The 13,849-nt window shown below is 68.7% G+C and carries 14 protein-coding genes; all 14 read right to left on the bottom strand.

The genetic code is table 11. The features are described from left to right. Window positions 1-27 precede the first annotated feature (27 nt). The gene (gene rnhB / locus EKG36_RS10860; protein ID WP_126483943.1) at window positions 28-639 is read right to left on the bottom strand and encodes a ribonuclease HII; all 612 of its coding nucleotides are present in this window, start codon (window positions 637-639) and stop codon (window positions 28-30) included. Next, window positions 636-1,823: a lipid-A-disaccharide synthase gene (gene lpxB / locus EKG36_RS10855; protein WP_126483941.1), complete on the bottom strand. Its 1,188-nt coding sequence runs from the start codon at window positions 1,821-1,823 to the stop codon at window positions 636-638. Before lpxB ends, rnhB begins: the two co-directional genes overlap by 4 nt. 22 nt (window positions 1,824-1,845) lie before the next feature. Beyond that, window positions 1,846-2,613, bottom strand: a complete 768-nt coding sequence (gene lpxA / locus EKG36_RS10850; protein WP_126483939.1) for an acyl-ACP--UDP-N-acetylglucosamine O-acyltransferase — start codon at window positions 2,611-2,613, stop codon at window positions 1,846-1,848. Beyond that, window positions 2,610-3,053, bottom strand: coding sequence for a 3-hydroxyacyl-ACP dehydratase FabZ (fabZ, locus tag EKG36_RS10845; RefSeq protein ID WP_126483937.1), 444 nt, complete (start codon window positions 3,051-3,053; stop codon window positions 2,610-2,612). The genes lpxA and fabZ overlap by 4 nt, the downstream gene beginning before the upstream one ends. Window positions 3,054-3,159: 106 nt before the next feature. Next, the gene (lpxD, locus tag EKG36_RS10840) at window positions 3,160-4,197 is read right to left on the bottom strand and encodes a UDP-3-O-(3-hydroxymyristoyl)glucosamine N-acyltransferase (protein ID WP_126483935.1); all 1,038 of its coding nucleotides are present in this window, start codon (window positions 4,195-4,197) and stop codon (window positions 3,160-3,162) included. A gap of 33 nt (window positions 4,198-4,230) precedes the next feature. After that, window positions 4,231-4,737: an OmpH/Skp family outer membrane protein gene (locus tag EKG36_RS10835; RefSeq protein WP_126483933.1), complete on the bottom strand. Its 507-nt coding sequence runs from the start codon at window positions 4,735-4,737 to the stop codon at window positions 4,231-4,233. 23 nt (window positions 4,738-4,760) lie between these two features. Next, the gene (bamA, locus tag EKG36_RS10830) at window positions 4,761-7,106 is read right to left on the bottom strand and encodes an outer membrane protein assembly factor BamA (RefSeq protein WP_185827537.1); all 2,346 of its coding nucleotides are present in this window, start codon (window positions 7,104-7,106) and stop codon (window positions 4,761-4,763) included. 87 nt (window positions 7,107-7,193) lie between these two features. Then, window positions 7,194-8,552, bottom strand: a complete 1,359-nt coding sequence (gene rseP / locus EKG36_RS10825) for a sigma E protease regulator RseP (RefSeq protein WP_126483931.1) — start codon at window positions 8,550-8,552, stop codon at window positions 7,194-7,196. Between the two features lie 34 nt (window positions 8,553-8,586). Further along, window positions 8,587-9,777 carry a 1-deoxy-D-xylulose-5-phosphate reductoisomerase gene (ispC, locus tag EKG36_RS10820; protein ID WP_126483929.1) on the bottom strand — a complete coding sequence of 397 codons (1,191 nt, stop codon included), beginning with the start codon at window positions 9,775-9,777 and terminating at the stop codon, window positions 8,587-8,589. A gap of 2 nt (window positions 9,778-9,779) precedes the next feature. Next, window positions 9,780-10,580: a phosphatidate cytidylyltransferase gene (locus EKG36_RS10815; RefSeq protein WP_126483927.1), complete on the bottom strand. Its 801-nt coding sequence runs from the start codon at window positions 10,578-10,580 to the stop codon at window positions 9,780-9,782. Further along, a complete protein-coding gene (gene uppS, locus EKG36_RS10810) occupies window positions 10,573-11,337 on the bottom strand; it encodes a polyprenyl diphosphate synthase (protein ID WP_126483925.1) in 765 nt (254 codons plus the stop codon). The genes EKG36_RS10815 and uppS overlap by 8 nt, the downstream gene beginning before the upstream one ends. Window positions 11,338-11,414: 77 nt before the next feature. Next, window positions 11,415-11,972, bottom strand: a complete 558-nt coding sequence (gene frr, locus EKG36_RS10805) for a ribosome recycling factor (protein ID WP_126483923.1) — start codon at window positions 11,970-11,972, stop codon at window positions 11,415-11,417. A 4-nt stretch (window positions 11,973-11,976) separates the two neighbouring features. Further along, entirely contained in the window at window positions 11,977-12,744 is a 768-nt protein-coding gene (pyrH, locus tag EKG36_RS10800) for a UMP kinase (RefSeq protein WP_126483921.1), read from the bottom strand. A gap of 113 nt (window positions 12,745-12,857) precedes the next feature. Then, a complete protein-coding gene (tsf, locus tag EKG36_RS10795) occupies window positions 12,858-13,727 on the bottom strand; it encodes a translation elongation factor Ts (protein ID WP_126483919.1) in 870 nt (289 codons plus the stop codon). Between the last annotated feature and the right edge of the window lie 122 nt (window positions 13,728-13,849).

Genomic DNA, 13,849 nt, shown 5'->3' with positions numbered 1-13,849 from the left:
TGATGAACAGGAATCGGGCCGTCGACCCTAGAACCGGGCCAGCTGGCGTTTCACGGGAGCGAAGGAGCGGCGATGCTCGGGCAGGGTGCCCAGGCGCTCCAGGGCATCCAGGTGCTCCCGCGTCGGGTATCCCTTGTGGCGGGCGAAGCCGTAGCCGGGATGACGGGCATCCAGGGCCCGCATGCCGGCGTCCCGGGCCACCTTGGCCAGTATCGAGGCCGCCGCGATCGCCGGATGACGGGCATCGCCCTTGACCACCGCCTGGCCGGGCACATGATGCCCCGGGAGGCGGTTGCCGTCCACCAGCAGGTACTCCGCCGCGGGCGACAGGGCATCGATGGCGCGACGCATGGCCAGGTGGGTCGCATGATAAATGTTGTGCGCGTCGATCTCGGCGGCGCTGGCCTCGGCCACCGCGAAGGCCAGGGCCCGGGCGCGAATCTCGCCGTCGAGGGCCTCCCGTCGCCCGGCGGTGAGCGTCTTGGAATCGCCGAGCCCGTCGATGGGCGCGGCCGGGTCGAGGATCACCGCCGCAGCCACCACCGGGCCGACCAGGGGACCGCGCCCGACCTCGTCGACGCCGGCCAGCAGCCGGCCCCGGTAGTCGATGACCAGCGGGGGGAACGCCTCGGCCCTCATGGGCCTTCTCCCGCGGCCGGCTCGGGGGCCACGCTGGGGGGCAGCGCCCGCCCCGCCACCAGGGCCTCGAGGGCCTCGCTGGCACGCCGGCTGGCATCGCGCTGCAGGCCGGCATGCATCTCGGCGAAGCGCGCCTCCAGGTCGGCCCGCCCCTCGGCATCGTCGAGCAGCGCGGCGAGCCGGGCGGCGATGGTCGCCGGAGTGGCCGCGTCCTGGATCAGTTCCGGCACCAGGGTCTCCCGGGCGATCAGGTTGGGCAGCGAGATCCACTCGGTCTTGACCAGCCGCCTGGCCAGCCAGTGGGTCATCGGCGCCATGCGGTAGGCGACCAGCATGGGCCGATGGCAGAGCATCGCCTCCAGCGCCGCGGTGCCCGAGGCCAGCAGCACCAGGTCGCTGGCCACCATCGCCTCCCGCGACCGGCCATCGACCAGGGTCACCCGCCCGTGCAGCGCCTGGCGCTCCAAGAGCAGGGTCTCGAGCTCGGCGCGTCGCGCCGGAGTGGCGGCGGGGATGACCACCCGTAGCGCCTCGCGCTCGCGGCACAGCCGCTCCGCCGTGTTGAGGAAGGTCGCCCCGAGGAAACGGATCTCGTTGGCCCGGGAGCCCGGCAGCACCGCCAGCAGCGGGCCCGAGGCCGGCAGCCCCAGGGCCTCCCGGGCGCCCTGCCGGTCGTTGACCAGCGGCAGCTCGTCGGCGAGCGGATGGCCGACGAAGGCCACGGGCACGCGGTGGCGGGCATAGAAGGCCGCCTCGAAGGGCAGGAAGGTGAGCATGGCGTCCACGGAACGGGCGATGCCCTTGACCCGGCCCTGGCGCCAGGCCCATACGGAGGGGCTGACATAGTGGGCGGTGGTGATGCCGGCCTCGCGAAGCTGGCGCTCCAGGCCGAGGTTGAAGTCCGGGGCATCGATGCCGACCATGATGTCGGGTTGCCAGTCGAGGGCGTCGCGCTTCAGGGTACGGCGTACCCGCAGCAGCTCGGGCAGGTGCTTGACCACCTCGACCAGCCCCATCACCGACAGGGTCTCCAGCGGGAAGCGGCTGTCCATGCCCTCGTCGATCATGCGCGGCCCGCCGATGCCGCGAAAGGCGATCTCCGGATGGCGCGCCTTGAGGGCCCGCATCAGGCCGGCGCCGAGGATGTCGCCGGACAGCTCGCCGGCCACCAGATAGACACGCATGCCGGTACTCACGACGCCGGGCTCAGCGCACGATGCCGCGCGTCGAGGCCTCGATGGAGGCGGCAAAGGCCTCGGTCTCGGGCAGCGCATAGCGCGCGCGGATCTCGGTCAGCGCCTGCTCGACGGTCATGCCCTGACGATAGACCAGCTTGTAGGCCTCGTTCAGGGCGCGGATCGCCTCGTTCGAGAAGCCGCGTCGACGCAGCCCCACCAGATTCAGGCCATGCACCTGGGCGGGGTTGCCATTGATCATCACGTAGGCCGGGGTGTCCTTGGTGATGATCGAGCCGCCCCCGGCCATGGCGTGGTCGCCGAACCGGCAGAACTGGTGGATGGCGGAGAGGCCGCCGAGAATCACGAAATCGCCCAGATGGACGTGGCCGGCCAGGGTCACCTGGTTGGCCAGGATGCAGTCATGGCCGATCACGCAGTCATGGCCGACGTGGACATAGGCCATGAACAGGTTGCGCGAGCCGATGGTGGTCTCGCCGCGGTCCTGGACGGTACCCCGGTGCAGGGTGACGCCCTCGCGGATGACGTTGTCGTCGCCCATCACCAGGCGGGTCGGTTCGCCGGCGTACTTCTTGTCCTGGCAGTCCTCCCCCACCGAGGCGAACTGGAAGATGCGCGTGCGCTCGCCGAGCACGGTGGGCCCCTTGACCACCACGTGCGGCCCGATGCGTGAGCCAGCGCCGATCTCGACGTCGGCGCCGATCACCGTGAAGGGCCCCACCTCGACGTCATCGGCCAGACGCGCCCCGGGGTCTACGATGGCGGTGGGATGAATCAAGCGACCTTCCTCTCGGCACAGATGATGTCGGCCTCGCAGGCCACCTCGCCGGCCACGGTGGCCTTGCAGCGGAACTTCCAGATGCCTCGCTTCTCGCGAATCACGTCGGCTCGCAGCTCCAGCTGGTCGCCGGGCATCACCGGGCGCTTGAAGCGTACGTTGTCGCTGCCGACCAGGTAGTAGACATAGCCGTCGGCCGGCAGCTTGTTGACGGTCTTGAAGCCGAGAATACCGCAGGCCTGAGCGAGCGCCTCGATGACCAGCACGCCCGGCATGATCGGGTGGTGCGGGAAGTGGCCAGTGAAGAACGGCTCGTTGATGCTGACATTCTTGTAGGCAACGATGGATTCGCCAAGGGCAAGCTCCGTTACCCGATCCACCAGCAGGAAGGGATAGCGGTGGGGCAGATACTCACGAATCTCGTTGATGTCCATTACCATCGTAGCGACCTCTGAAATGACAGGATGCCCGCCCCGCACGGCGAGCATGGCCGTCGACACCGGGTCGACGGATGGGCGGGGGATTATACCGCCCAGGCAGGTGGCCTCAACCGCCGCGGCCGGCTTTCTCGAGCCGGCTCAGGCGACGCGCGATCTCGTCGAGCTGCTTGAAGCGCACCGCGTTGCGACGCCACTGGGCATTGTCCATGGCGCCGGTGCCGGAGGAGTAGACCCCCGGCTGGTGAATCGAGTTGGTGACCAGGCTCATGCCGGTGACCTGGACCCCGTCGCAGATCGTCAGGTGGCCCGACAGGCCCACACCGCCGCCGAGCATGCAATGACGACCGACCCGTGTGGAACCGGCGATGCCCACACAGCCGGCCAGCGCACTGTGATCGCCGACCTGCACGTTGTGGGCGATCTGCACCTGGCTGTCGATCTTGACGTCATTGCCGATCACGGTATCGCCCAGGGCACCGCGGTCGATGCTCGAGCAGCTGCCGACCTCGACATCGTCGCCCAGGACCACGCCCCCGAGCTGGGCGATCTTGTGCCAGCCGCCACCGTCGTGGGCGAAGCCGAAGCCGTCGGCGCCGATCACACAGCCGCTGTGCAGGATGCCCCGCTCACCGACCACCACGCCATGGTAGACGGTGACATTGGCGTGCAGCCGGGTGCCGGCCCCGATCCAGGTATCCGCCCCGACCACGCAGCCGGGCCCGATGACGACGTGGTCGCCGAGCACGACCCCGGCCTCGACCACCGCCTGGGGACCGATCGCCACGCCCTCGCCCAACGTCACGCCCTCGCCGACCACCGCGGAAGGATGGACACCGACGGTCTCCCGTCCCGCCAGGGGGTCGAAGAGCCGCGACAGCTCGGCATAGCCGAGGTAGGGGTTGTCCAGGGTCAGGCAGTCGCAGGGACATTCCCCGGCATGGCTCGGGTGCAGCAGGACGGCGGCGGCCCGGGTGCCCGGCAGGTCCTTGAGGTAGGCCCGGTTGGCCAGGAAGCTCACCTGCTCCGGCCCGGCGTCCCGCAGGGTGGCCAGGCCACGGACCCGTCGCTCGCCGTCGCCCTGGAGGCGTGCTCCCAGGTGCGCGGCGATCTCGGCGAGGCTCAGGGTTGGAGAATCTTGTGTCATGGGAACCCGGTGTCGAAAAAGTCTAGGGCCCGCTCAGTCGAGCGAATTGAGGATCTCGGTCACTTCCCCGGTCAGATCGGGCAGGTCCCCCTCGGCCTTGAGCACGCCGTTGGGGTCCACCAGGACCTGCACATCATGCCGGGCGACGACCTGCCCCACCGCCTGATCCAGCTTGGGCTCGGCCTGTTCCAGAAGGGCCTGCTCGGCCTGCTGGCGCTCCTGGAGGATGTCGCGGCGCAATTGCTCGAAGCGCTGCCCCTTCTGCTGGAAGGCCTGCAGCGTCGAGCGACGCTCGGACTCGGGCATCGGCTCACCCTCCTCCCGGAGGCGCTGCTGCATCTGTTGCAACTCCTGGCCCAGGGCTTCGGCCTGCTGCCGACGCGCGTCGACCCGGTTGCGGAACTGATTCATCGCGCGCTGAGCGGCCTCGGTCTCCAGCAGCGCCGCCCGCCAGTCGAGCACAGCCACCTCGGCGGCCTGGGCCGGCAGGACCACGGCCCCGGCGAGCCCCAGCAGGAGAACGGCAGTCAGCTTGCGCATGGTCATCGACTCCGTGTCGGGGATCAGAAGGTCTGGCCCAGCGAGAACTGGAAGAACTGGGTGTCGTCACCGTCCTTGGAATTGAGCGGCTCGGCGATGCTGAAGGTCAGCGGGCCCACCGCCGTCAGCCAGGAGACTCCCAACCCCACGCTGTAGCGCAGCTCGCCGAGGTCCACGCCCGACTCGCAGCTGGAACGGCCGGCATCCTCGTCCAGCACGGGATAGCACTCGGTCAGGTAGGTGTTGCCGGCATCGAGGAACAGCGAGGGCTGGACCGACCGCTTGTCCTCGACGAAGGGCATGGGGAAGATCAGCTCGGCACTCCCCTCGACCAGCACGTTCCCGCCCAGGGTCTTGTCGTCGCCGTCGGCGCGGGATGTGGTGGCGGGCCCCAGGGTGTTGCCGGTGAAGCCGCGCACCGAGCCGAGCCCCCCGGAGAAGAAGTTCTCGTAGAAGGGGTAGGGATCATCGCCGACGCTGTCGGCGTAGCCCAGCTCACCGCTGAATTTCAGCGACCAGGTCTGCTCCTCGTTGAACGGGAAGAGCTGGCGGGCCCGCGCCCGCAGCTTGTAGTACTCGGCGTCGCTGCCGGGCACCGCGGTCTCCAGCGAGAGCCGCTGGTAGTTGCCGGCAGTCGGCATGATGCCGCGATTGAGATCGTTGCGCGTCCAGCTGGCGGTCAGCTTCAGCGACTGGGCGTTGTCGCCCTGCTCGTTGACGTAGTGCTGGATCTCGGAAGACGTGTCGCGGTAGGTCTCGATCGTCAGGTCTTCGACGTCGGCGCCGAAGTTCAGGCGGGTCAACTCGTTGATCGGGTAGCCGAAGTTGATGCCCCCGCCGAAGGCGTCCGTCGAGTAGGTGGAGATGTCGGAGTCCTCGTAATCGGTCTCGCGGTAGAAGAGGTTGTAGCCGCGGGAGATGCCGTCGAGGGTCCAGTAGGGATCGGTGAAGCCGAAGTTGAGGCTGGTATAGGTATCGCTGCGCTGGGCGCCGATATTCACCCGGTTGCCGGTACCGAGAAAGTTGTTCTGTGACAACGAGGCCCCGTAGATGACGCCGGCGCTCTGGGAGAAGCCGATGCTCGCGGAGATCGAGCCGGACGGCTGCTCCTCCACGGTATAGGTCACGTCGAGCTGATCCGGCGCCCCGGGCACCGGCTCGGTCTGCACCTCGACCTGCTTGAAGAAGCCCAGGCGCTCGAGGCGCTGGCGGGACTGGCTGATCGACTCGGTGGAGGCCGGCGCCCCCTCCATCTGGATCATCTCGCGGCGCAGCACCTCGTCCTGAGTGGTGGTGTTGCCGACGAACTCGATGCGTCGCACGTAGGCGCGACGCCCGGCCTCGACCCGGAAGGTCAGGTCCACGGTATCGCTGCCCTGGCGGACCTCGGGGATGCCGTCAACGTTGGCGAAGGCGAAACCCTCGGCGCCGAGCCGGGAGCGAAGCGCCTCGGACGAGGCGGTGACGTCGCTGCGCGAGAAGATCTCGCCGCGCTCCACCTCGAGCAGTTCCCGGGCCTCCCGCTCAGGGATGCGCAGGTCACCGGCGAAGGCGATGTCGCCGAGACGGTAGCGCTCGCCCTCGGTGACGTTGACGGTGACGAAGATCTTCGACTTGTCCGGGCCGATGGAGACCTGGGTGGAGTCGATATTGAAGTTGACGTAGCCGCGATCGAGATAGAAGGAGCGCAACCGCTCGAGGTCGCCGGACAGCGCCTGGCGGGAGTACTCGTCGCTGGAGAACCAGCCGAAGAACCAGCCCGGTCGGTCCTCCAGATCGAAGACGTCACGCAGAGTCTCGTCGTCGAAGTCCTCGTTGCCGACGATATTGATCTGGCGGATCTTGGCCACCGCGCCCTCGTCGATGTCGACATTGACCTGGACGCGTCCCTCGCCGAGTTCCTCGACCTTGGTATCGATGCTGGCACTGTAGCGGCCCTGGGACTGGTAGAGCCCGGACAGCTCGCGCTCGATCTCCTCGAGGGTAGAGAGCTGCAGCACCTGGCCCTCGTCGAGGCCGGCCTCGCGCAGCCCTTGCCGCAGGTCCTCGTCGGGGATCTGGCTGTTACCCTCGATATTGAGGCGGGTGATGGTCGGTCGCTCGACCACCTCGATGATCAGCACGCCCCCCTCCCGGGACAGGCGGATGTCCTCGAACAGGCCGGTGTCGAACAGCTGGCGCGCTGCGGCGGCCAGTTCACGATCGTCGACCCGGTCACGGGCGCTGACAGGAAAGGCATTGAACACGGAGGCCGCCGAGACCCGCTGCAAGCCTTCCACTCGTATGTCCGTTACGTCGAAGGGTTCTGCCTGTGCCGTACTGGCACTGGCAAGCAGCAGCGCCGCCAGTCCGATGGTCTTGATCTTCATGCAGTCGATTCGCTCGCGTTGATCTGCCGTCCTGTCCAGACAGGCACCTTATACATTTGCACGGGTAACTGACAAGCCGAGGCCCGGCTACCAGAGCCGCATCAGGTCGAAATACAGCGCCATCAGCATCAGGGTCCCGACCAGGGCCAGGCCGATGCGCAGGCCCAGGGCCTGGGCGCGCTCCGAGACCGGCCGGCCACGCGCCGCCTCGACCAGGTAATAGAGCAGGTGCCCGCCGTCGAGGACCGGGATCGGCAGCAGGTTGAGCACCCCCAGGCTGATCGACAGATAGGCCAGGAAGCTGACGAAGCTCTCGAGGCCGGAGCGTGCCGAGTCGCCGGCGATGCGGGCGATGGTAATGGGCCCGGAAAGATTGGAGGGTGAGATCAGCCCGACGACCATCTTGCGGATGGCGTCGAGGGTCAGCACGGTCATCTCGCCGGTGCGGGAGACGGCCTGGCCCATGGCGGCCAGGGGCCCGTAGCGGATCTCGCGACGATAGGCCTCGGGCCAGGAGACCGGCTCGACCCCGGCCCCGATGTAGCCGATGGTGGTGCCGTCCTGAAGGGTGTTGGCCCGGGGAGTGAGGGTCACCTCGCGGGTCTCGCCGTCGCGGGCCACCAGCAGGGACAGCCGCTCGCCGGGACGGGCCCGCACCAGGGTAACGAAGTGCGACCAGTCCTCCACCGCGGTGCCGTCCACCGCCAGCACCTCGTCGCCGGGGGCGAGCCCGGCCGCCGCGGCGGCCTCGCCCTCGGCCACCTGGCTGAGCACCGCGGGCATGGGCGGGCGCCAGGGCGTGATGCCGAGGCTCGCCAGGGGCTGCGGCGGATCCTGGCGCACCAGCCAGTCCTGCACCGGCAGGCGATGCTCCCGGGCGCGGGTCGCGTTCTCGTCCCGGGCGCTCAGGGTCAGCTCGCCGCTGGCGCCGATGGCCGCCACCAGCTTGAGGTTGATCTCCTCCCAGGAGCGCACCGCCTCGCCCTGGACGGCGGTGATCTCCTGGCCGGCGGCGAGGCCGCCCCGCGCCGCCGGCGAGTCGGGCGTCACCTCGCCGATCACCGGCACCACCGTGGAGATGCCGGCGACGAACAGCGCCCAGTAGGCGACCAGGGCCAGCAGGAAGTTGGCCAGCGGCCCCGCCACCACGATGGCGATGCGCGACCAGACCGACTTCTGGTTGAAGGCGAGATGTCGCTCGCCCGGGTCGACCGGTCCCTCGCGCTCGTCGAGCATCTTGACGTAGCCGCCCAGCGGGATCGCCGCCACGGCGAACTCGGTGCCGTGGCGGTCATGGCGCGACCACAGCGGCTTGCCGAAGCCCACCGAGAAGCGCAGCACCTTCACCCCGCAGCGCCGGGCGACCCAGAAGTGGCCGAATTCATGGAAGGTGATCAACAGGCCGAGAACCACGATCACGGCCAGCACGTTCTGGATCAGGCCCACGGCAGTCTCCTCGTGAATGGCGACAGGGGATGCATCAGCGGCGCGTCAGGCAGGCGACAGCCTCCTTCCGGGCCCGGGCATCGGCATCGAGAATGCCCGCCAGCTCGCCGGCCGGCTCCACCGGGCAGGCATCGCGTACCCGGGCCACGAGCTCGCCGATGCCGGCGAAGCCCAGCCGGCCGGCGAGGAAGGCCTCGACGGCCACCTCGTTGGCGGCATTGAGCACCGCCGGCGCCGTGCCGCCTTCGGCCATCGCCTCCCGGGCCAGACGCAGGCAGGGAAAGGCGACCTCGTCCGGCGGCTCGAAATCCAGCCGGGCCACCTCGAACAGGTCGAGGGCGGCCACCCCGGCATCGATGCGCTCCGGCCAGGCCAGGCCATAGGCGATGGGGGTGCGCATGTCCGGGTTGCCCAGCTGGGCCAGCACCGAGCCATCGCTGTAGGCGGCCATGGAATGGATCACGCTCTGCGGATGCACCACCACCTTGACCTGGTCGGGTCGTGCATCGAACAGCCAGCAGGCCTCGATCAGCTCGAGCCCCTTGTTCATCAGGGTGGCGCTGTCCACCGAGATCTTGCGGCCCATCGTCCAGTTGGGGTGGGCGCAAGCCTGTGCCGGGGTCACCGCCGCCAGGTCGCCCGCCGTCCAGCCGCGGAAGGGGCCGCCGGAAGCGGTCAGCAGCAGCTGGGTCACGCCGTGGCGGGCGAGCCCGCCGCGATGCTCGACGGGTAGACACTGGTAGATGGCATTATGTTCGGAATCGATGGGCAGCAGGGTCGCCCCCGAGCGGCCCACGGCCTCCATGAACAGCGCCCCGGACATCACCAGGGCCTCCTTGTTGGCCAGCAGCACTCGCTTCCCGGCCCGCACCGAGGCAAGCGTCGGCAGCAAGCCCGCGGCCCCGACGATCGCCGCCATGACGACGTCGACCTCGGGCGCCTCGCTGACCTCGACCAGCGCCTCGGGGCCGCAGCGCACCTCGGTCGCCAGCCCCGCCTCGTGGAGCCGCTCGCGCAGCCAGGCCGCATCGACCTCCCGGTCGAGCACCGCCAGGGCCGGCGCATGGACCCGGCACAGCGCCAGCAGGGCCTCCCGGGAGCGGTGGGCGGTCAGCGCATGGACCCGGTAGCGGCCGGGATGACGGGCGATCACGTCCAGGGTGCTGGTGCCGATGGAGCCGGTGGCGCCCAGCACGCTGACGCGGCGCGGCACGGCATCGCTCATGGTCATAGCACTCCCGCCTGCACCAGCGCAAACAGCGGCACCGCGGCGGTGAGGCTGTCGACGCGATCCAGTACCCCGCCATGCCCGGGCAGCAGGTGGCTGGAATCCTTGAGGCCGCGATGGCGCTTGAGCATGCTCTCGAGCAGGTCGCCGACCACCGAGGCCAGGGTCACCACCACCGTGGCCGCCAGCAGCACCAGGCCCATGGCCAGGCCGAGGCCCTGCCAGGCGGCGAAGGCCACCGCCAGCAGGGCGGTCACGGCGACGCCGCCAGCGACGCCTTCCCAGGTCTTGCCGGGGCTGACCCGCGGAGCCAGCTTGCGCCGCCCCAGGGCCCGGCCGACGAAGTAGGCGCCGATATCGGCGCCCCATACCAGCAGCAGCACGAACAGCAGCCAGGCCGCCCCGGCCTCGCGCAGCACGTTGAAACCGACCCAGGTGGGCAGCAGCACCCACAACCCCATGGCCAGCCGCATCCCGGTGCCGTGCCACTGACCGGCACGCTCGGGATAGCCGACGACCCAGTAGAGATTGACCAGCCAGCCGGGGACCGCCAGCCAGAGCAGCCAGGAGGAGAGAGTCATGCCGGCGGCGTGCAGCCCCGCCATCAGCAGGGCCAGCCCGGCGACCGGTGCCAGGCGCCGTGCGCCCGCGCTCAGTCCGGCCAGGTTGGCCCACTCCCAGGCCGCCAGCAGCACGACCCCCGCGGTGAAGGCGGCAAAGGCCGCGCCGGACAGGCCGAACAGCCCGGCCAGCGCCAGCGGCGCCAGCCAGGCGGCGGTCAGGATACGTTGCTTAAGCACCCCGGGCCTCGATCTGCTCGTCGGTCATCCCGAAGCGACGCTTGCGCCCGACAAAGTCGGCCAGGGCCTCGTCGAAGGCCTCCGCCCCGAAGTCGGGCCACAGGGTCGGCGTGAAGTAGAGCTCAGCATAGGCCATCTGCCAGAGCAGGAAGTTGGAGATGCGCCGCTCGCCGCTGGTGCGGATGCACAGGTCCACCGGGGCGTCGCCGGCAAGGCTGAGCTCCTCGTCCAGGGCGGCTTCGTCGATGGCCGCGGGGGCAAGCTCGTCGGCCGCGACGCGCTCCGCCAGGCGTCGGGCGGCCTGGGCGATATCCCAGCGGCCGCCATAGTTGGCGGCGATCACCAGGTGCAGGCCACGGTTGTCGCCGGTCAGTGCCTCGGCCTGGGCGATGTACTTCTGGATCGAGGCCGAGAACCCCTCGCGATCGCCGATCACGGAGAGGCGGATATCGTGCTGGTGCAGCTTCTTGACCTCGCGCTTGAGCGCCATCAGGAAGAGCTCCATCAGGGCGTTCACCTCGGCGGCCGGGCGCTTCCAGTTCTCGCTGGAGAAGGCGAACAGCGTCAGCGTCTCGACGCCACGCTCGGCGGCACGCCGGATAACCGCGCGGACGGCCTCGACGCCGGCATGGTGACCGCGCACGCCGGACATGCCCCGGGCCTTGGCCCAGCGATTGTTGCCGTCCATGATGATGGCCACGTGACGTGGCAGGGTTTCCCCGTCGGAACGGGGCTGGGGAGACTGCGGTGACGTCATGGTGTCTCGCATGGCGGGTGGGACGGAATCACTCCATGATGGTCGGCGGCATCGCCCGCGATGCCGCCGGCCCGCCCCTAGACCTGCATCAGGTCGTGTTCCTTGGATTCCAGGGTCTTGTCGATCTCGCCGATGTACTTGTCGGTGAGCTTCTGGATGGCGTCCTCTGCCTGGTGCTGCTCGTCCTCGGTGATTTCCTTCTGCTTGAGCAGCGACTTGATGTCACCGTTGGCGTCGCGGCGTACGTTGCGTACCGCCACGCGGGCATTCTCGGCCTCGCCACGCGCCTGCTTGATGTAGCCCTTGCGGGTCTCCTCGGTGAGCATCGGCATCGGCACCCGGATCACAGTGCCGGCGCTGGCCGGGTTGAGGCCCAGTTCGGCGGTCATGATGGCCTTCTCCACCTTGGGCACCATGCTCTGCTCCCAGGGCACCACCGACAGGGTCCGCGCATCCTCGACGTTGATCGAGGCCACCTGGTTGATCGGCACCTGGCCGCCATAGTAGTCCACGGTCACCGAATCCAGGATGCTGGAGTGCGCCCGGCCGGTGCGGATCTTGTTGAAGTTCTGGTGAAGAGACTCGAGGCTCTTCTTCATGCGGCTTTCCGCATCCTTCTTGATGTCGTCAATCACTGTCTCACCCTCTATCAATCAGCGTGCCTTCCCTGCCGCCCACCACCAGGTTCAGCAGTGCGCCAGGCTTGTTCATGTTGAACACGCGAACCGGCATGTCATGGTCCCGCACCAGGCAGATGGCGGTCAAATCCATGACGCCGAGTTTCTGGTCGAGCGCATCATCATAGGACAGCTGCTCGTACTTGACCGCATCGGCGTGCTTGACCGGGTCCTTGTCGTAGACCCCGTCCACCTTGGTGGCCTTGACCACCACGTCGGCATCGATCTCGATGCCGCGCAGGCAGGCCGCCGAGTCGGTGGTGAAGAAGGGGTTGCCGGTGCCGGCGGAGAACAGCACCACGTCCCCGGAGGTCAGGTAACGGATGGCGGTGCGGCGATCGTAGTGCTCCACCACGCCACTCATCGGGATCGCCGACATCACCCGCGAGCGGATGTTGGAGCGCTCCAGGGCATCGCGCATGGCCAGGGCATTCATCACCGTGGCCAGCATGCCCATGTGGTCACCGGTGACCCGCTCCATGCCGGCCTCGTGCAGGGCAGCCCCGCGAAACAGGTTGCCGCCGCCGACCACGATCCCGACCTGCACACCGATGCCGACCAGCTGACCGATCTCCAGCGCCATGCGGTCCAGCACCTTGGGGTCGATACCGAACTCGGCATCCCCGGTCAGGGCCTCACCGGAGAGCTTGAGCAGGATGCGCTTGTACTTCGACACCTCGGCGCGGGACTTGTCTGACTTGAGGGGGGCGGCGTGCTCGGCACTGCTCATGGTGTGTCTCCCGGGAACTCGACGAATGGGACGTGGGGTGGCCGGATGCACCGGCCGGATACGCGAAGGCGTGCGCTCTCGCGCACGCCATCTTCACACTGGAACCTGGGACCTCAGCTGCGCTTGGCCTGTTCCATCACTTCCTGAGCGAAGTCGACCTCTTCCTTCTCGATGCCCTCGCCCACTTCGAAGCGGGTGAAGCCGATCACTTCGCCGCCGGCGGCCTTGACGAACTCGGCGACGGTCTGGTCCGGATTCTTGACGAAGGCCTGCTCGGTCAGGCTGTTCTCGGCCAGGTACTTCTTCAGGCGGCCCTGCACCATCTTTTCGGCGATCTGCTCGGGCTTGCCGGCCATGTCCGGCTGGGCCAGGATGATCGCCTTCTCGGCGTCCAGCTTGTCCTGGGGCATGTCCTCGGGACGCGCGACGGCCGGGTTGATGGCGGCGACGTGCATGGCGACGTCCTTGGCGGCCTCGGCGGTGGCACCCTTGAGTACGGTCAGCACGCCGATGCGGCCACCGTGGACGTATTCGCCCACGCGCGCGCCTTCCGGCGCCTCGACGACGATGCTGCGACGCACGCCGATGTTCTCGCCGATCTTCTGCACCAGCTGCTCGCGGGCAGATTCCAGCTCGCCTTCCATGATGGCGGCGACGTCTTCGCTCTTGGCGGCGAAGAAGGCATCGGCGACCTGGTCGGCGAAGGCCTTGAAGTTGTCGTCACGGGCGACGAAGTCGGTCTCGGAGTTGATCTCGACCATCACGCCGTAGCTGCCGTCCTCGGCGACGCGAGTGACGACGGCGCCCTCGGCGGCGGTGCGGCCAGCCTTCTTGGCGGCCTTGAGGCCAGAGTTCTTGCGCAGGTTCTCGATGGCGGTCTCGATGTCGCCACCGGCTTCGGTGAGTGCCTTCTTGCACTCCATCATGCCGAGCCCGGTACGCTCACGCAGTTCCTTGACCTGGGAGGCGCTGATAGCTGCCATGGTAGTTACCTCTGAATGGTTCGACCTGGAATATTGGGGCCGGGCCGCGGCCCGGCGAATCCTTACCCGCCCCGGGGGAGCAAGAAGGGGGCCGGGGCCCCCTTATGCCGGTCCGGCGACCG

It is taken from the genome of Halomonas nitroreducens (assembly GCF_003966155.1).
Classification (GTDB): Bacteria; Pseudomonadota; Gammaproteobacteria; order Pseudomonadales; family Halomonadaceae; genus Halomonas; species Halomonas nitroreducens.
The sequence above is the reverse complement of the archived record's forward strand: the minus strand, read 5'-3'. Positions and strand labels throughout refer to the sequence as shown.